The 17,335-nt window shown below is 60.0% G+C and carries 18 protein-coding genes; 15 read left to right on the top strand and 3 right to left on the bottom strand.

The window, feature by feature from the left end; translation table 11 throughout:
- The first annotated feature begins 7 nt into the window (after positions 1-7).
- From WD429_RS02855 to WD429_RS02835, 5 genes are all read left to right on the top strand, one after another.
- Entirely contained in the window at positions 8-472 is a 465-nt protein-coding gene (locus tag WD429_RS02855; protein ID WP_368420666.1) for a chemotaxis protein CheW, read from the top strand.
- An 82-nt stretch (positions 473-554) separates the two neighbouring features.
- Positions 555-1,046, top strand: a complete 492-nt coding sequence (locus tag WD429_RS02850) for a Fur family transcriptional regulator (RefSeq protein WP_368420665.1) — start codon at positions 555-557, stop codon at positions 1,044-1,046.
- The gene (gene znuC, locus WD429_RS02845) at positions 1,039-1,824 is read left to right on the top strand and encodes a zinc ABC transporter ATP-binding protein ZnuC (protein WP_368420664.1); all 786 of its coding nucleotides are present in this window, start codon (positions 1,039-1,041) and stop codon (positions 1,822-1,824) included. Before WD429_RS02850 ends, znuC begins: the two co-directional genes overlap by 8 nt.
- Positions 1,811-2,623 (top strand): iron chelate uptake ABC transporter family permease subunit, encoded by an 813-nt coding sequence (locus tag WD429_RS02840; protein ID WP_368420663.1) that lies wholly within the window; start codon positions 1,811-1,813, stop codon positions 2,621-2,623. The genes znuC and WD429_RS02840 overlap by 14 nt, the downstream gene beginning before the upstream one ends.
- A gap of 73 nt (positions 2,624-2,696) precedes the next feature.
- On the top strand, positions 2,697-3,725 hold the full coding sequence (locus WD429_RS02835) for a PAS domain-containing protein (RefSeq protein WP_368420662.1): 1,029 nt from the start codon (positions 2,697-2,699) through the stop codon (positions 3,723-3,725).
- Between the two features lie 25 nt (positions 3,726-3,750).
- Here WD429_RS02835 and WD429_RS02830 read toward each other — a convergent pair whose 3' ends face one another.
- Positions 3,751-4,833 carry a patatin-like phospholipase family protein gene (locus WD429_RS02830; protein ID WP_368420661.1) on the bottom strand — a complete coding sequence of 361 codons (1,083 nt, stop codon included), beginning with the start codon at positions 4,831-4,833 and terminating at the stop codon, positions 3,751-3,753.
- Between the two features lie 162 nt (positions 4,834-4,995).
- Complete coding sequence (locus WD429_RS02825) at positions 4,996-5,910, bottom strand: alpha/beta fold hydrolase (RefSeq protein WP_368420660.1); 915 nt, start codon at positions 5,908-5,910, stop codon at positions 4,996-4,998.
- A gap of 200 nt (positions 5,911-6,110) precedes the next feature.
- Between WD429_RS02825 and folE the strand changes: the two genes are divergently transcribed.
- The 10 genes from folE to WD429_RS02775 all read left to right on the top strand — a co-directional run bounded on the left by folE (position 6,111) and on the right by WD429_RS02775 (position 16,209).
- Positions 6,111-6,674 carry a GTP cyclohydrolase I FolE gene (folE, locus tag WD429_RS02820; RefSeq protein ID WP_368420659.1) on the top strand — a complete coding sequence of 188 codons (564 nt, stop codon included), beginning with the start codon at positions 6,111-6,113 and terminating at the stop codon, positions 6,672-6,674.
- A gap of 19 nt (positions 6,675-6,693) precedes the next feature.
- Positions 6,694-7,095 (top strand): dihydroneopterin triphosphate 2'-epimerase, encoded by a 402-nt coding sequence (folX, locus tag WD429_RS02815; protein ID WP_368420658.1) that lies wholly within the window; start codon positions 6,694-6,696, stop codon positions 7,093-7,095.
- 4 nt (positions 7,096-7,099) lie between these two features.
- Entirely contained in the window at positions 7,100-7,540 is a 441-nt protein-coding gene (locus tag WD429_RS02810; RefSeq protein ID WP_368420657.1) for a CoA-binding protein, read from the top strand.
- Positions 7,541-7,750: 210 nt separating this feature from the next.
- The gene (locus WD429_RS02805) at positions 7,751-10,018 is read left to right on the top strand and encodes a putative bifunctional diguanylate cyclase/phosphodiesterase (protein WP_368420656.1); all 2,268 of its coding nucleotides are present in this window, start codon (positions 7,751-7,753) and stop codon (positions 10,016-10,018) included.
- Between the two features lie 52 nt (positions 10,019-10,070).
- Entirely contained in the window at positions 10,071-10,385 is a 315-nt protein-coding gene (locus tag WD429_RS02800; RefSeq protein ID WP_368420655.1) for a hypothetical protein, read from the top strand.
- An 84-nt stretch (positions 10,386-10,469) separates the two neighbouring features.
- Entirely contained in the window at positions 10,470-10,892 is a 423-nt protein-coding gene (locus tag WD429_RS02795) for a MerR family DNA-binding protein (protein WP_368420654.1), read from the top strand.
- A 6-nt stretch (positions 10,893-10,898) separates the two neighbouring features.
- Complete coding sequence (locus WD429_RS02790; RefSeq protein WP_368420653.1) at positions 10,899-13,208, top strand: heavy metal translocating P-type ATPase; 2,310 nt, start codon at positions 10,899-10,901, stop codon at positions 13,206-13,208.
- A 129-nt stretch (positions 13,209-13,337) separates the two neighbouring features.
- The gene (locus WD429_RS02785) at positions 13,338-13,796 is read left to right on the top strand and encodes a DUF411 domain-containing protein (RefSeq protein ID WP_368420652.1); all 459 of its coding nucleotides are present in this window, start codon (positions 13,338-13,340) and stop codon (positions 13,794-13,796) included.
- A 137-nt stretch (positions 13,797-13,933) separates the two neighbouring features.
- Entirely contained in the window at positions 13,934-15,931 is a 1,998-nt protein-coding gene (locus WD429_RS02780) for a ribonuclease R family protein (RefSeq protein WP_368420651.1), read from the top strand.
- Between the two features lie 65 nt (positions 15,932-15,996).
- On the top strand, positions 15,997-16,209 hold the full coding sequence (locus WD429_RS02775) for a hypothetical protein (protein ID WP_368420650.1): 213 nt from the start codon (positions 15,997-15,999) through the stop codon (positions 16,207-16,209).
- Positions 16,210-16,224: 15 nt separating this feature from the next.
- On the opposite strand, the gene WD429_RS02770 is transcribed toward WD429_RS02775, so the two are convergent.
- On the bottom strand, positions 16,225-17,118 hold the full coding sequence (locus WD429_RS02770; protein WP_368420649.1) for an acyltransferase: 894 nt from the start codon (positions 17,116-17,118) through the stop codon (positions 16,225-16,227).
- Between the last annotated feature and the right edge of the window lie 217 nt (positions 17,119-17,335).

Here is a 17,335-nt window from a genome sequence, read left to right as displayed (position 1 = left end):
ATGTGAGATGAGTGAAAACGACAGCCAAACCCTCGCCTGCGTTATCATCCCGATGAACGGTCGGCAACTGCTGTTGCCCAACGTGACCATCGCGGAGGTGGTGGATTTCGCCAGTACCGAGGCAGCCGCCAATAGCCCGGAGTGGCTGGTAGGTCACCTGGAGTGGCGTGGCCTGGCGTTGCCCGTGATCTCCTACGATGCCGCCAATGGCGCAGCACTGACGGTGCCCGGAGCCAACCGGGGGCGCATCGTGATACTGAATACCGTGAGCGATCATCACCAGCGGATTCCGTTCATGGCATTGGTGACTCAGGGCATTCCCAGCCAGGCACGCCTGACCGAAGAACAGATTCGCCAGCTTGACGGCGAAGCCGGCCCCGCCGACCTGATGCAGGTGGAAGTCGAAGGCGACACCGCGTGGATTCCCAACCTGGACTATCTGGAATCCCTGGCGGTTGAAGTCGCCGGATAACCCTCCGCCAAGGTGACCACCGCAGGCATGGCACTGTCGTTTGCAAATGTTATAATGTTGCAAATTTCACAGGACCGTGGCCATGCCGACCAGCGCTCTTCCGTATCGCCCTCACAATCATGACATCTGTGTCGCTCAGGCGTTAGCGGATGCCCGCACCATTTGCCAGCAGCATAACGCGCGGCTGACGCCTACCCGTGAGCGGGTGCTGGAGCTGATCTGGCAATCCCACAAACCGCTGGGGGCCTATGATGTGCTGGCCGTGCTCGCGGAAGACGGCCACAACGCCGCGCCCCCCACGGTGTATCGGGCTCTGGATTTCCTGCAACAGCAAGGCCTGGTCCACCGCATTGCCTCACTGAATGCCTTTGTGGGTTGTACTCACGCCGGCAAACGTCACAACGGCCTGTTCCTCATCTGCCGCGATTGCGGCAACGTTCTGGAACTGACCGCCCCCGGTGTCTCACAAGCGGTTTCCGAGGCCGCGGTTGCGGAAGCCTTCAAACCGGATGAGGTGACGATCGAAATTGCCGGAACCTGCCCGGCTTGCCATGTGGACACGCACCATGCCTGAAGCACTGGTAACACTGAACCAGCTGTCCGTCGCCCTGGACGGTCGGCCGGTGGTCGACCGGGTCAATCTGCGCCTTGATCGCGGCGATATCATCACCATCATCGGGCCCAACGGGGCCGGCAAGACCACGTTGATCAAGGCCATTCTGGGGATGCAGAAAATCACCGAGGGGTCGGTCAAGCTGGCGCAGGCGCTTACCATCGGATACGTACCTCAGCACCTGAGCCTGGAGACCACACTGCCATTAACGGTTCGCCGTTTTATGAGCCTGAGCGGCTGTGCCAGCGCACAGTGCCAGGCAGCGCTGGAGAAAACCGGCGTCGGTCACCTGATGGATTCTTCCATTCACCACCTGTCCGGTGGCGAACGGCAGCGGTTGTTGCTGGCCCGCGCACTGGCCCGCAGACCGGACCTGTTGGTGCTGGATGAGCCGGCACAGGGTGTGGACATCAATGGCCAGGCGGCGCTGTACGATCTGATTCGCCAGCTACGGGATGAGCTCAACTGTGGTGTGATCATGATTTCCCACGACCTTCACCTGGTGATGGCGGCCACCGACCGGGTGATTTGCCTGAACCAGCACGTCTGCTGCAGCGGTTATCCGGCCGACATCTCCCACGACCCGGCCTTTATCGAAACCTTTGGCCAGCCAGTCGCCGAAAGCCTCGCGGTCTATCATCACCGCCACAATCACCAGCACGACCTCCACGGCGACGTGGTGTCCGGTAAAACCCTCGGGGACGAACACAGCAGGGAGTGCGACCATGCCCATCATTGACGCCGTGCTTGACGATTTTTTCTGGCGCGCGCTGATCGGCGGTTTCGGGGTCGCGCTGGTGGCCGGCCCACTGGGCTGTTTCGTGGTCTGGCGGCGCATGGCTTACTTCGGTGATACCCTGGCCCACTCCGCGTTACTGGGCATCGCCCTGAGCTTCCTGATCAGTGTGCCACTGAACGTCGGGGTCATTATTACCTGTGTGGTGCTGGCCATCGCCCTGGTGCTGTTTTCCCGCAGTCGTGCGCTGGCGACCGACACTCTGCTGGGCATTCTCGCTCACAGCGCGTTGGCCATTGGCCTGGTCACTCTCAGTTTCATGCCAGACGTACGGGTGGATCTCACCGGGCTGCTCTTTGGTGATCTGCTGGCGATGAGCCGCGCGGATCTTGCCTGGATTTACGGGGGTGCCGCGGTCATTCTGATTCTGCTGGCGACCTTATGGCGCGGCCTGCTGATGAGCACCATTCATGAGGAGCTGGCCAAGGTGGAAGGCATTCCGGTGGAGCGTTTACGACTGGTCCTGATGCTGATGTTTTCCCTGGTGATTGCGGTGGCCATGAAGATTGTGGGGGTGCTGTTGATCACCGCGCTGCTGATCATTCCCGCCGCCACCGCACGCAGACTGGCGCACAGCCCCGAACACATGACGCTGATGGCCATGGTCTTCGGCTTTATCGCTGTTGGCGGCGGATTAAGCCTGTCCTGGCATCTGGACACCCCCGCCGGGCCTTCCGTGGTGGTCACCGCCTTCAGCGTTTTCCTGTTGGTGTACGGCAGCGCCCGGCGGGCTCCGTCCTGAAACCGGACATTTCGCGGAACGCGTTCTTGGGCTAAAGTTCAGGTCATCGCCGATCACCACGACGGATACAGCCATGGACAGCCGCAGCCACCGCCCCGTCAGGACCAGGGTACAACGCCTCCGCTCGCTCTGGCACCCGTTGCTGTGGGTGCCCGCAACCGTGCTGGTTATTGGTATCGTTATCACCCTGCTGACCGCAAACCTGATGGTCGAGCACACCCGCACCCTCGCTGAGCAAACCTACCACGCCCAGCATGACGCTTTGGTCAGCCGTCTTCATGCACAGGCGGCGAACGCCTCACCGGGCAATGAGAGCGAGGTTGGAGAATGGCTGGCCTCGGTCTTTCCCGCGCCGTCCCGCAATCAGATGGCCATTCGTGTCGACACGCTGGAGCGACACAGCAAAACGCCTCTGTTCCAGGCCGGCACCCCGCACCTTCTGGATGGTTCCCAGGCCCTGCGTTCGGAAGTCAACCTGCCGGGCCACCGCTGGCTGATCACCACAATGCCGGATCGCTCGTCGCTGGTGTCGAATATCACCAGAACGCGTAACGCCGTCTGGCTGGCCGGCCTACTCATTACCCTGACGGGGGTCGCACTGACGTTGGTACTCTGCGCCCGGGTCCACCGCTTGCGGACGGAGTTGTCGAAGCAGGCGTGGGTCATCGAGAAACTGGAGGGGCATCGCGACAGCAGCCAGGTCGAAAAATCCATTCTGCGTCAGGCGCTGAATGACAGCGAACAACGAAGCCGTGATCTGGTGGTGCTGGCAGGGGCCATTATTGGCGAACTCGATGAGCAGGGTTGCATCGGCTTTATCTCGGCGGACGTGGCAGACTGGCTTGAACAGGCTCCCGCCGATCTGGCCAACAGCCGCTTTGAGGACCTCGTCAGCCCGGACTACCGTGCCAATTTACACCGAGCCCTGGAGGCCGCCCGGAGGGAGAGGCAGGTTCAGCGGATTGACCTGAATCTGGCACCGGCCAGCGGTAGCGAACAGGTCATACCGGTGACGATGCGAGTACTGGCACTCCGGGACCCACTGCATGGATTTACCGGTTATCGCTTCAGCGCACAGCCCGGCATGCTGGTCAGAGCCTGAGCGGCCCCTGTTCCCATTGCCGGTGTCAAAGTGGTTGAACGATCTCCGACAGGGTTCCGGTTTCAATCCGTTCCATGAACTCATCACCGAGGCGATCACTTTCGGCAATCGCCTGACGCCAGGACCGTTCACGCCCGGCGTCATCGCCGAGGTACTTTTCAAAGTCCTTGCGGTCCGGCAGCTTACCGTTCGGCAACGTCTGCAGGTATTCCCGCGAGGGGGCCACCAGCAGCACATCCTGTAAGCGGGTGGCATCGCCCCGGCGCCAGGGCAATGACTTGTCGAACCAGCCAGGCACCACTTTGTCGGTAAAGTGCGGGTACAGGATAATACCGGGCTGCTCGTAGGGCAGATCGAGGTGATAGTCCAGCAGGCCACCGTCACGGTAGACCCCTTCCGGGGCCCCGGGAATGTTGCGCACACCGGCCATCACCATGGGAATGGATGCTGAGGCCAGCAGCGCCGGTAACAGGTTTTCGCGGGTCAGCGCGACTTCGTGGCTGGGGAAATCCACCAGTTTGGACACCGGGGTTTTCAGCCGCGCATCGTGAAGAATGCCGCGCTCCATATAGCGACCCAAATGACGACGGCTCACCATATTGGCACTGATCGCGTTCATCAGACCCAGGCTCAGCCGGCCGCGGGTATCGTGCTCCAGCATGCCCCGGCTCCGCACGACAACGACGTTCAGACGATAGAACGGATGGTTGAGCAGGTAGTCTTCCTGGCCACCCAACAACGCTTCCAGGAACAACACACTCTTGCGGCTGACTTCGGCCGGGCTGACACCCTTGGCAAATCGTTGGGACGTATAAAGTTCCGCCAGTCGGGCCAGTTGGGCTTTTGGATCGTCGCTCGACGCCACTGCGGCAAATCGCCAACTACCGATGGAAGAGCCAATCAGCGAGCGTTCCTGGGGGGCGCTTGGCAACCAGTCACCGAAAATGGCCTTATCCAACCCCGAAATACCCAACGCTTTCGGACCTCCCGCAGCACCGGGTATAACATGGACATCCGCAGCGGTCAGTGCTTTATCTTTCAGCCGCTGCAGGGCACGGCGTCCGGCCCGAATGGTGAGTGCTGGCCCACGGGTGTGTATGGCGGTCATAATGGCTCCCCGGTAAATTGCCGAAGAGTTTAACGAACTGCGAGGTCCTCAGCCAGCCAGATACTCATCCTAGGTGATCGACCAGAATCTGCGTCATTACCGTCGCTCAGGAACTGCTGGCCAGCATCAGTGCGCCGCGCTCACATGGCCTGACACAGCTAATCACGTCCGCTTCCGGAATTCGCGATAGGCAGTGAAGACATCCCAGGGGCTTTCGAAGTGCGGATAATGGCCAACGTTACGCAGGCTGATCACATCCGCATCGGGCACCAGTTCCCGGTAGCGCCGCGCCATGGCCGCCCCGGACACCGGGTCCGCCGTGCCTGAAATCAGGCGCATGGGCTGCGTTGCCTGTTGCAGCGCGCCGACCCAACGGTTGCGGTGGCAACGGCGCTCTTCCATAAAGTGAATCAGGCGGTGCAGCACTCCCCGGCCATTGTTGTAGGTCAGCAGATGCCAGAAGTCATCCAGGTCCTTCTGATCAGGCGGGTTCACCGGGCCCAGCAGCCGGCGAAAGTTGCGTTCAAAGGTGCGCCGGGTCATGCCCCGGCTGACCAGCCCGCCAAAAGGACTGCGCAACAGTTTCTGGATCAGCAGGGGGTTGTGCACTTCGGGAAACAGCGCCCCGTTAAGGAAGCACACGCTGGCGATCTCAAACGGCAGAACGCCCTCTTGCTCCCTGGCCATGAGCTCCTGACTCACACTACAGCCGTAGTCATGGGCGAACAGGTGAACTTTCGAAAGCCCCAGGCCGTTTATCCAGCCTTCAAACAGGTCGGCCTGATCCTCAATGCTGTAATCGTACCCGACGGGTTTGTCAGAGAACCCCAGGCCCAGCATGTCGAGTACCAGCACGTTATGGTGCTGGATCAACATCGGCCAGACCCGGTTCCAGTCCCAGCTTGCGGTCGGAAAACCGTGCAACAGCACCAGGGGCGCACCTTGCCCCGCCATGCGGCTGAATATGGCGTGGCCCTCGTAACTGAACCACTTGCCACCCTGTTGCCACCACTCCAGTGTGCCTTCCTGCGATTTATCCCGGGACGCCGCCGTGTTTCCGGCATTCACCTGATCCATGCTCTGTTCCTGGAAAGAGTTTGCAGTCTGAAACTCTAGATCAATCCTTTATAGGCCGCCATAGCTGTGGCCGAAATATGTGGCCGTCATCCCGGCCACCGGTGGTCTTTTCCCGACGCATAGCCGTAAACCGTGGAGATAGCCAGCAAATTCCCTTAAGCTTTCGCCCTGAACCAGACACAGAATACCGGAATCGACCTATGAGCAACTCCCTCGACAACCTGGCGGAGCACTACCGCGACATTATCAATGGCCTGGGTGAGGACACCGCCCGTGAGGGCCTCAAGGACACCCCGATGCGGGCGGCCAAAGCCATGCAGTTTCTTACCCAGGGGTATCGCCAGGATCTGGGCGACCTGGTCAACAGCGCTGTGTTTGAATCAGCGATGGATGAGATGGTGGTGGTGCAGGATATCGAACTGTACAGCATGTGTGAGCACCACATGCTGCCGTTTATTGGTAAGTGCCACATTGCCTACCTGCCCCAGGGCCGGGTACTCGGGCTCTCGAAATTTGCTCGCATTGTCGATATGTATGCCCGTCGTCTGCAGATTCAGGAGAACCTGACCCGGCAAATTGCCGAGGCCGTGGAGTCCGTAACGGGTGCCAAAGGGGTGGCCGTCGTCATAGAAGCCCAGCACATGTGCATGATGATGCGGGGTGTGGAAAAGCAGAACTCCCGCATGAAAACCTCGATGATGCTGGGGGCGTTCCGGAAGTCCCAGGCAACACGAACGGAGTTCCTGAACCTCATCAGCCGCTGAAGCGACCTCAGGAGTCGGCATGACACAGGTTAGTGGAGACCACCGGGCCACCGTGCGGATCAAGAACCTTCTGCTCCGGGCCTACATCGGCATAAAGGACGAGGAAATCAACAATCAGCAGGATGTCGTTATCAATGCCTGCCTGGCCTACGATGCCGGCGACGCCATCCGTCAGAACGACATTGCCGCAGCCCTCAACTACCGCACCATTACCAAACAGATCCTCCGTCATGTGGATGGCAACCGCTTTGCCTTGCTGGAACGGCTGACCCATGAGGTGCTGGCGATTGTGATGGAACACCAGGCAGTGACCTGGGCATCGGTGGAAATCGACAAGCCCCACGCGTTACGCTACGCCGAGTCGGTGTCGGTAACGTTAGAAGCCCACCGATCCGAACCCGTAGCAATGCAGAGCCACTGACGATATGTCCCGAAACAGCCCTGACCGGATTCGACAGATTCTCGAATCGGTCCGCACCATTGCCCTCGTGGGTGCCAGCGATAAACCGCACCGCGCCAGTCATCAGGTCATGGCCTACCTGCAGAGCCGTGGTTACCGGGTGGTGCCGGTGAACCCGAAACTCACTGGCCGGACGCTGCTCGGCGAAACCGTGTATCCCGACCTGCCATCTGTACCCCTGAAGATCGACATGGCCGATTTATTCCTCGCGCCTGAGCGCACGGACCCGGTGATTGACGCCGCCATCAGACTCAGCGTACCGGTGATCTGGATGCAGATCGGCGTCATCAATGAGGAAGGCGCTGCGAAAGCAGAAGCCGCGGGTGCTTCCGTGGTCATGGATCGCTGCCCGAAGCAGGAGATTCCCCGGCTTGGGGTACCGCCGGTGACCCGTTTACCCGCCTGATGTGGCGTTCGGTGAATCCCGTGATGCACCAACTCGCCGATTAGCCGCTTCGTCCGGCGAGGTTGCGCTGATCGTGGCCTGACGGCGCTTTTGGTATTTCGTTACAAGAACGCATACAACAATTGATAGTCAGCAAAGACACTTAGCCCTCATAATCGAGCAAAACCTGCCGATATGTTACGTTGTCAACGTATCGGACCGGAGCCCAATGTGGAGAAGCCTGCAACAGTGACCAGCAAAGTCGTCAGAGGGTTATTACACCCTCTTGTTCCGGTACTGATATTTCTGGCTTTTCTGGCGATTGCGTCCGGGCTGAAATACGGCATCGATAATCAGGACCGGGATCACATCCGGGCCAGCCTGGCCAACGAAGCCGAGGGCATGGCGGCTAACCTTGAGCGCGAATTCCTGGTCCACCTGGAAGCCATTCGCCGCATGGCTCAGCGCCTGGAAGCCGAGCCTGACACGACCGAAGCCACCTGGAGTCAGGACGCCCGCAACTATCTGGATGATTTCGGGGTCTACCAGGCCATTGAGTGGATCGACCGGGACTTCGTCATCCGTTGGCTGGAGCCGGTATCGGGTAACGACGACGCCATTGGTTACAACGTTGCCGTCTCCCCGGAGCGCCGTCAGGCGCTTGAACAGGCCCGGGCCAACGGCACCATCGACATTTCCGGCGTTATTGACCTGCGCCAGGGCGGCCAGGGTCTGGTCATCTACGTTCCGGTTTATTCCGGTGCCAGCAACAACGGCTTCATTGCCGGCGTGTTCCAGATGGAAACCCTGGCCCGCCACCTGCTAGCCAGCCGCGTGCTCGATGCTTTTCACATACGCATTGATAACCCTGGTGATCAGGCCTATGAACTCAACACCACCGGCCAGGCAGCTCCGGAATATTCCCACACCGTACAGATCGACCTGCCGACCCTGAACTGGGCGCTGACCCTCACACCCTCCGCCTGGTGGGTAAAGTCCCAGGGCAGTGTCTGGCCATGGGCAACGTTTATTTCCGTGCTGTTTATGGGCATCCTCACCAGCCTGACAACGCTACTGGTCCAGCTCATCCTCAAGCGCAACTGGGCCTTGCTGAAAACCCGCCGGGAGCTGGAACTCGAAATTGACCAGCGCAAGGCGGTGCAACAGGACCTGGCCCGACTGGAATCCACGGACGCCCTGACCGGGCTGGCCAATCGCCGCTTCTTCATGGAAGACCTCGCCCACACCCTGAGCATCGCGGACCGGCAGATGCGCCAGGTCGCCCTGGTGATGATGGACCTGGACCGGTTCCAGATGCTGAACGACACCCTTGGCCATCAGTTTGGCGATGAATTGCTGATCAAAGTCTCCGAACGGCTCAACCGCCTCAGTAATGAAAAAGTGCTGGTGGCTTATTCCGGCGGCGACGAGTTCATGGTCTGCCAGCAACACGTGGACGACCTGGACGACGTGATCAACCTGCTGGGGCAGATCAAACAGTGTTTTGTGGAACCGTTCGAAGTTCAGCGCGACGCCCATACTGTGACCGCCACCATGGGCATTGCCGTCTATCCCCAGAGTGGCCTGGACGCCGACACGCTGATGCGAAATGCCGATGTGGCCTTGTACCGGGCCAAGGAGCAGGGTCGCAATACCTACCAGTTCTACACCGAAGGCATGCAGGACCGGGAAGTGTTGCGCCTGGAGCTGGACAAGGACCTCAGCCATGCCCTGGCCAACGATGAATTTGTGCTGTATTTCCAGCCTCAGGTAGATCTTGAAAGCGCTGAGATCAACAGCGTGGAAGCGTTGATCCGCTGGCAACATCCACGCCGCGGCCTGCTCCCGCCCGTTGAATTTATCCCGCTCGCAGAGGAAAGCGGCCGCATCACCGAAATCGGCCGCTGGGTGGTTATGGCCGCCTGCCGTCAGTTGGCGCAGTGGCAGGGTACCGACTTTGAACACCTGAGAATCGCAGTCAACCTGTCCGGACGGGAGCTGGATGACGTACATCTGGCAGACCATATCCGGGAGTCGCTGGAGTCGAACGGTGTACCGCCCAAACGCCTGGAAGTCGAACTGACCGAGGAGATATTCATTCAGAATATCGAGCACAACCTGGATCAGCTCTCGAAACTGCACAAACTCGGGGTGCATCTGGCCATCGATGACTTCGGGGTGGGCTATTCCTCCCTCGGTTACCTGCGTGACTTCCCTGTCGACCTGTTGAAAATCGACCGTTCCTTCATCACCGATGTCACCGAGCGCCATGACGATGCAGTGATTACCCGGGCAGTGATCAACCTGGCCCACAACCTGGGTATTCAGGTGGTCGCCGAAGGCGTGGAAACCATGGAACAGATGGTCTTCCTGAAAAATCATCGCTGTGATTTCGCCCAGGGCTACCTCATCAGCCGGCCCGTGCCTGCAGCCATTCTTGAAAAAGCGCTGTCAGAAGGCACCTTGGTGACCGATACACCGGTGGACACCGAATTGTAATTCCAGAGCTTTATCGCCAGAATCCGGGCTATCGCCAGCAGGGAATCACCCCATGACACCGACCTACCTGACTCCGGAACAGAACCGGGCCATCCGGCGCTGGGAACAGTGGAACCGTCACTATTTCCTGTTTGCCTTCGTCGCCCTGGTCATCGTACTGATTTTCAGCAGCCAACTCGGGCTGTCCAGTGGCGACAGCTGGGGCCCACTCGGACTTTTGCTTGCGGCCCTTGTCGCTCCCATCATCACTCTGCAACTGCGACTCGCCTGCCCTGCCTGTGGCCACAAAATTGGCTGGCAGGCCAAATTGATGGCACCGGATCAGTGCCGTAACTGCGGCGTATTCCTGCGCTCCAGAGAACACTGACCACACCCGACTAAAACCCTTGACCTGTGAGCAACTCACAGGTTTTACGCTATACTGACTGTAAACCAGCAGACGGATAGCGTCATGAAAGTGATTGATATTGCCAAAGCTGCGGGCGTCAATCCCGACACCGTTCGCTTCTATACCCGGGAGGGGTTGCTGAACCCGGCCCGCAACCCGGCCAACAACTATCAGCAGTTCGGCAACGAAGACCTCCGCCGCCTGCGTTTCGCCCGTAAGGCGCGGCAGCTCGGCTTTTCTTTGCCGGAAATCAGGTCCATTCTGAGGCAGGCCGATGATCACCATTCCCCCTGCCCTCTGGTTCGGGACGTGTTTGAAAACAGGCTCGCGGAGGTGGAACGGGAAATTCGCGAGCTCCATCAGTTACGTGACCGAATGAAATCGGCACTGTCAGCCTGGCAGACCATGCCTGACGGCACCCCGGACGGCCACACCATCTGCCGGCTCATTGAGCACTGGGATGAATCCACCGGATTGAGGGACTAAACCGCCATGAACCAGACCGAACAGCCCCCGCAGCAGTCACCCCAAAGCGCTGGCAGGCACGGCAACGATGGGCAAACTCACCTCGCGGTATCCGGGGCGAATTGTGCGTCCTGTGTGAGCTCCATTGAGAAGGCCCTCTCGTCCGTCCCGGGCGTTACCACAGCCCAAATGAATCTGGCAGACAACACCGCCAGCACCAGCGGCAACGCCGATCCGCAGGCCCTGGTCAAAGCCGTGGAGAGTGCCGGTTACGGTGCCCGCGTTATTGAAGACGAGGACCAGGCCGACGAACGCCGCCAGCAGGAGGATCGTAAGCAGTACCAGACGCTACTGGTCAAAATGGGCATCAGCCTGAGCCTGGGCGTGGCGCTGATGGTCTGGGGCATGGGCTTTGGTACCATGATGGTCACCGCTGACAATCAGGTTACCTGGATCAACATGGGCATTCTCACTCTGGGGGTGATGATTGCCACTGGCGGCCATTTTTATGTCGGCGCGTGGAAGGCTTTTCGCCACCACAACGCCAACATGGACACCCTGATTGCACTGGGCACCGGCACCGCCTGGCTTTACTCCATGGTGGTGGCCAGCATGCCTGACGCCCTGCCGGACATGGCGCGCCACGTCTATTTTGAAGCCTCTGCAATGATCATCGGCCTGATCAACCTGGGCCAGGCACTGGAACTGCGGGCCAAGGGCAAGACCTCCGAAGCCGTGCGCCGCCTGCTGGACCTGCGAGCAAAGACCGCCCGGGTCATCCGCGATGGCCAGGAGCAGGATATTCCGGTGGACGAGGTGCGCAAGGGCGATCACATTCGCGTGCGGCCCGGGGAAAAACTACCCGTTGACGGCGAAATCACCGAAGGCCGCACCCGCATTGATGAAAGCATGCTCACCGGAGAGCCCATGCCCGTCAGCAAGGGCGAGGGCGACGAGGTTTCCGCCGGCACACTCAACACCCACGGCTCAATCCTCTACAAGGCAACCCGGGTGGGCAGCGACACGGCTCTGGCCCAGATCATCAAACTGGTGAAAAAAGCCCAGGGCTCGAAACCCGCTATTGGCCGCCTGGCCGACAGGATCTCCTCGGTGTTCGTGCCCAGCGTCATGCTGATTGCCGTGGTCGCCGCCCTGGTGTGGTACAACGTTGGCCCCGAGCCTGCCGTAGTGCACATGATGGTGGCCGCCACCACGGTGCTGATCATTGCCTGCCCCTGCGCACTGGGTCTGGCTACGCCCATGTCGGTAATGGTGGGCGTCGGCAAGGCGGCGGAATACGGCGCATTGATCCGCCAGGGTGATGCCCTGCAAACCGCCGGCAAGGTGGATCTGGTGATCCTCGACAAAACCGGCACCATTACCGAAGGCCACCCGGCAGTGACGCGGATTCATGCAAACCGTGGAGACGGAAAACGCTTGCTGGCGTTGGCCGCCGGCCTGGAACAGCACTCGGAGCACCCACTGGCCGAAGCCATCCTTGGCAAAGCAGAGCAGGACGAGGTTCAACCTGAGACAATCACCGGCTTCGAGGCGCTGAATGGCAAAGGCGTTCAGGGGGAGTTTGACAGTCAGCCCGTGCGGCTGGGCAATCGCCGCTGGCTGGAAGAAGCAGGCCTGTCGATGGACAAACTGACTGACACAGCGCGGACCATCACCGAAGAAGCCGGCACCCCGTTGTTCCTCGCCCTCGGCGAGGACGTACTCGGCGTCATCGGGGTGGCTGACGCCATCAAACCGGATTCTCAGGCAGCCATCCAGCGCCTGCACGATGCCGGCATCAAGGTGATGATGGTCACCGGTGATGTCGACGCCACCGCCAAAGCCATTTCCATCAAAGCAGGCATCGACGACTACCGCGCCGAAGTGCTCCCCGAAGACAAAGCCGAAGTGGTCAGCGCCATGCGCGGCCAGGGCTACACCGTCGCCATGGTCGGCGATGGCATTAACGATGCCCCCGCGCTGGCGGCCGCTGATGTTGGCTTTGCCATCGGTACGGGCACCGACGTCGCCATCGAAAGCGCCGCAATTACGCTGATGCGTGGTTCCCTGCACGGCGTGCCCGATGCCATTGAGATTTCCCGCGCCACCGTTCGTAATATTCACCAGAACCTGTTTGGCGCGTTTGTCTACAACACTTTGGGCATCCCAATCGCCGCCGGCCTGCTCTATCCAGTGTGGGGCCTATTGATGAGCCCGATCCTCGCCGGGGCCGCCATGTCGCTGTCTTCGGTGACGGTGGTTACCAATGCCAACCGACTGAGGTTGTTCCGGTCGAGCCACCAACCCAGCGACCACCAGCAAGAGGGACGGAACTGATGGAAACACTACTGGTCAATGCCGGGGGGGTGTTGTTGATGGCTGCCGTGGTCTGGTGGTTCTGGCTATCACCGTCCTCTACCAGCGCAGCCAACAACGATCACAACCATCACCACTGAGGAAGCCAACATGTCTTTACGTAAAAAAGCTCTGGGCCTTACCCTTGCTTTCGGGTTCAGCGCCTTCGCAAGCAGCTCCTTGCTGGCTGACGACGCAAACAGCATCCACGTGTATAAGTCTCCCACCTGCGGGTGCTGCAGCGACTGGATCGATCACCTGGAGGACAATGGCTTTGATGTCACAGCGACGGACACCAATGACCTGGGCAAAATCAAGGCCGACGCGGGACTGCTCGCCGGCCTGGGTAGCTGCCACACCGCATTCGTTGGCGATTATGTGATTGAGGGCCACGTACCGGCGGATGACATCAGACGATTACTGGCCGAGGCCCCCAAGGCCACTGGTCTGAGCGTTCCCGGCATGCCCGCCGGCTCACCCGGTATGGAGGTGGGCGACCGCAAAGACCCTTACAAGGTTATCCTGTTCAACCAGCAGGGCCAGAGCCGGGTGTTTGCCGAACACAACTGAACAGATCCTTCGGACCGGGGCGGCAGACTGGCTGTCGCACCGCCGGCATTGCAGTTGTGTAAGGGGTCTGACGTGTCTCGCCATAACCGGTATACTCCGCCCCTGACACTTACAACTTCCCCAGCCAGGTTCTGTTCATGCTCAATGCCGACGCCCTCAGCCAGTTGCGCCAGCTGAAAACCGACATCAACGATAACAAGGTGGTCCTCTCCGGCACCGTCAAAGCCACCAACGGACGTTTCGGTTTCGTCGTTCTGGATGAGGGTCGGGACGTGTTCCTGCCACCGGAGGAAATGCAGAAAGTGCTGCCCGGTGATCGCGTTAACGTCACCGAACAGGAAGGCGACAAGGGCAAAATCCAGGGCGTGGTGGATGAGTTACTGGACAGCAGCCTGTCCACGTTTGTAGGGCGCTATCTGATCAAGGGCAAAGGGCATTTCGTGGTACCGGAAACCCCGGGCATCAATCGCTGGATTTTCATTCCACCGAAAGAGCGCATGAACGCCGAGCAGGATGATTTCATCTATTGCCGCATCCTCAAACACCCGATCAAGGACGGCAAGGGCCAGGCGACCATCCTGAAAGTCCTCGGCAAGCCGGGGGACACGGGGATTGAGCGGGCCCTCACACTGGCGACCTTCGATCTGCAAGACGCCTGGCCGGACGCGGTCCGGCAGCAGGCGGAAACACTCAGCGAAGCGGATATTGAGGCCAATTCAGCTGACCGGGAAGACCGCACGGCACTTCCCTACGTCACTATCGACAGCCCTGGCACCCAGGACATGGACGATGCCCTGCTGGCCGAGCCCAACGCCACCGGCTGGAAGCTGTCCATCGCTATTGCCGACCCCACGGCGGTGATCAAGCCCGCCAGCGCGGCGGAATCTGAAGCCTATCGCCGGGCCACCGCCATTTATTTTCCGGGTGAGCCACGGCCGATGCTGCCAGACAGCCTCAGCACCCGCCTGTGTTCACTGATGCCAGAGGTAAAACGCCTGGTGCTGGTATGTGACCTGCAGGTCAACAACGACGGCAGCCTTGGCGAATACAGCTTCCACAAGGCGACGATTCAGTCCAAGGGGAAGCTCAGCTATGAACTGGTGTCCAACCTCATTGAAGGTCGCGAAGACGACGGCATCAAGGCGCTGCCGGACACCGTGTCCAACAGTCTCGACCAGCTCCATCAGGCCGCAACGGCCTTGCGTAAATGGCGCGGCGAGCACGCGCTGCTTAGCGCCGACCGCCCCGAATTTCGCCTTCGACTGGACGAGAACAAGCGGGTTCGGCTGATTGAACCGTCGGTTCAGAACGAAGCACACCGGCTTGTCGAGGAGTGCATGGTAGCGGCCAACCGCTGTGCCGCGGATTTCCTCCGCCAGCAACCCAAAGGCCTGTTTATTCAGCATCCCGGCCTGCGTGACGACCGCGCCGATAACATTCGCGCGCTGCTCGAAGGCTACGCTGCGGACCTGTCTTCGGTAGATGCCACCTCCGCCGAGGGTTTCCGCGAACTGATGAAGCGCACCGAGCGCCTGGACGCCGAGGTGCCGGTCAAGGCGATTATTTCCCGCCAACTGTCGCGGGCGGAGCTGGCTTTTGAAGCTGCACCTCATCAGGGCATGGGGCTGGCGGCTTATACCACCTTCACCTCGCCTCTGCGCAAATTCAGTGATTTCTATGTGCACCGGCTGATCAAGGCCGCGTTGTGGCAGGAACCCATGGGCGAGATGACAACCGACCAACTGGCGCAATTGCAGACCACCCAGATACGTGCCCGCCAGGCCGCAAACAGCCTGGAGAGTTGGCTGAAGTGTGATTTCGCCAAAATGCTGGGGTCAGACCCGATGACCGGCGTCATCAGCCGTACCGTACCGGCCGGGTTCTTTGTACGACTGGACGCCAACGGCCTGGAAGGCTTTGTCAGCTGCCGCACGCTGGAGGGAAAATACGGTTTTGACCCGGTCACCCTACGCCTGACCCACAACAAGAACGGTCGTATCTTCCAGCTCGAGCAGGCGGTCACCGTAACCTTCGCGGAGGTTGACGAGGAGCGCAAGCAGATCAACTTCAACCTGGTCAATGCGGACGAAACACCCGCTGGCGAAAGCCCGGATACAGAAAGCACCGAGGCTTGAAAAACCGGAGGTCGGGGCGCATCTTAGTCTGTAGGAGTTCATAGAACCGACGGAGGTGAATCTCCATGCCTATCAGCCCCGATGAGTTTCTCAAAAAATACGGCTTCGACGAAGACGACGAAGACCGGGACCACAGCCTGCGCCATAACGCCATGGAGCATGCCAAACACCTGCGCCGGCCCCACGCCGGCACGCCCCACGACTGGGAAGAATGGGAGCGTTACAAGCAGGAACACCCCGATGAAGTGGAGGACGAAAGCGCGGACCCCAAGCCCTGAAGCAGGGCCTGAGGTTTATTGACCCAGCATCTGCTCCAGCCGCGCGTCCTTCGCCCGCCACTGATCCGCCAGCCAGTCCTTCACGTTCCGGCGATGCTCGGCGTCCGCTGAGTAGTCTCGCCCTTTGAGCTGTTCGGGAATGGTGACGGTCTGGATTTCCATCTTTACTTCCCGTACCCGACCACACATAAAATCCCAGAAGGTCGGTGCGCCGCCGGGATAGGCTATGGTCACGTCCACTAAGGTCTCGATGGAGTCGCCCATGGCGTCCAGCACAAAGGCCACGCCGCCGGCCTTGGGGGTGAGCAGGCGGGTGTAGGGTGATTTCTGCTTGTCATGCTTGGCTTGTGTGAAGCGCGTACCTTCCACGAAGTTCATCACGCTGACCGGGGTGTAGCGGAATTTTTCGCAGGCGATCCGGGTGGCCTTGAGGTCTTCGCCGCGCTTTTCGGGGTGCTTGATGAGGTATTCCCGGGTGTAGCGTTTCATGAACGGGAAATCCAGGCCCCACCATGCCAAACCGATGACGGGGACCCAGATCAATTGCTGCTTGAGGAAGAATTTGAGGAACGGCGCGCGGTGGTTGAACACCCGCTGCATGGCGAAGATGTCGACCCAGCTTTGATGGTTGCTGAGTACCAGGTACCAGCTTTCCCGCTTGAGGTTTTCGGCGCCTTTGATGTTCCAGCGGGTGCCCTGGGTGAGTTTCATCCAACCGGTGTTGCAGGCCACCCAGGCTTCGGCAATCCAGATGATGACTTTGGTGCACAGTACCCGGAAGCCTTTGTGGGGAACAATCAGTTTCAGAACGGCCGGGATGTAGAGCAGGAGGCACCAGAACAGGGTGTTGATGCCCAGCAGGATGGCACTTATCACTCCGATGACGGGGGCAGGCAAAAAGCTGAGCATGGTGATCCTGTTTTGGTTGTTGTGTGTGATGGGCTGCAATCATATCAACCAGAGGCAGGATTGGGCAGTGGCCCGAAGTGACCGGTGTGCCAACGGGATGTGACAGTTATGCCATGGTTCGGGAGGTGCCCCTGCTCTAATCTTGCTCCAGCCTGCGGGCTTTGGAGTCTACGCGGGTAGGAGAGTGCCTCCCCAGACACGCCGTGAACCCATCCAT

This window comes from Marinobacter sp., from assembly GCF_040904845.1.
In the GTDB taxonomy this organism is placed as follows: Bacteria; Pseudomonadota; Gammaproteobacteria; order Pseudomonadales; family Oleiphilaceae; genus Marinobacter.
Note: the sequence above shows the minus strand (reverse complement) of the source record. Positions and strands in the feature narration are given on the sequence as shown.

Excerpts from the sequence above, each read along its gene's own strand:
- WD429_RS02800 (WP_368420655.1), top strand. The coding sequence starts at position 10,071 with ATGACACCGACCTACCTGACTCCGGAACAGAACCGGGCCATCCGGCGC.
- WD429_RS02830 (WP_368420661.1), bottom strand. The coding sequence starts at position 4,833 with ATGACCGCCATACACACCCGTGGGCCAGCACTCACCATTCGGGCCGGA.
- folX (WP_368420658.1), top strand. The coding sequence starts at position 6,694 with ATGACACAGGTTAGTGGAGACCACCGGGCCACCGTGCGGATCAAGAAC.
- WD429_RS02810 (WP_368420657.1), top strand. The coding sequence starts at position 7,100 with ATGTCCCGAAACAGCCCTGACCGGATTCGACAGATTCTCGAATCGGTC.
- WD429_RS02840 (WP_368420663.1), top strand. The coding sequence starts at position 1,811 with ATGCCCATCATTGACGCCGTGCTTGACGATTTTTTCTGGCGCGCGCTG.
- znuC (WP_368420664.1), top strand. The coding sequence starts at position 1,039 with ATGCCTGAAGCACTGGTAACACTGAACCAGCTGTCCGTCGCCCTGGAC.
- WD429_RS02785 (WP_368420652.1), top strand. The coding sequence starts at position 13,338 with ATGTCTTTACGTAAAAAAGCTCTGGGCCTTACCCTTGCTTTCGGGTTC.
- WD429_RS02770 (WP_368420649.1), bottom strand. The coding sequence starts at position 17,118 with ATGCTCAGCTTTTTGCCTGCCCCCGTCATCGGAGTGATAAGTGCCATC.
- WD429_RS02790 (WP_368420653.1), top strand. The coding sequence starts at position 10,899 with ATGAACCAGACCGAACAGCCCCCGCAGCAGTCACCCCAAAGCGCTGGC.
- WD429_RS02850 (WP_368420665.1), top strand. The coding sequence starts at position 555 with ATGCCGACCAGCGCTCTTCCGTATCGCCCTCACAATCATGACATCTGT.
- WD429_RS02855 (WP_368420666.1), top strand. The coding sequence starts at position 8 with ATGAGTGAAAACGACAGCCAAACCCTCGCCTGCGTTATCATCCCGATG.
- WD429_RS02795 (WP_368420654.1), top strand. The coding sequence starts at position 10,470 with ATGAAAGTGATTGATATTGCCAAAGCTGCGGGCGTCAATCCCGACACC.
- WD429_RS02825 (WP_368420660.1), bottom strand. The coding sequence starts at position 5,910 with ATGGATCAGGTGAATGCCGGAAACACGGCGGCGTCCCGGGATAAATCG.
- WD429_RS02835 (WP_368420662.1), top strand. The coding sequence starts at position 2,697 with ATGGACAGCCGCAGCCACCGCCCCGTCAGGACCAGGGTACAACGCCTC.
- folE (WP_368420659.1), top strand. The coding sequence starts at position 6,111 with ATGAGCAACTCCCTCGACAACCTGGCGGAGCACTACCGCGACATTATC.
- WD429_RS02775 (WP_368420650.1), top strand. The coding sequence starts at position 15,997 with ATGCCTATCAGCCCCGATGAGTTTCTCAAAAAATACGGCTTCGACGAA.
- WD429_RS02780 (WP_368420651.1), top strand. The coding sequence starts at position 13,934 with ATGCTCAATGCCGACGCCCTCAGCCAGTTGCGCCAGCTGAAAACCGAC.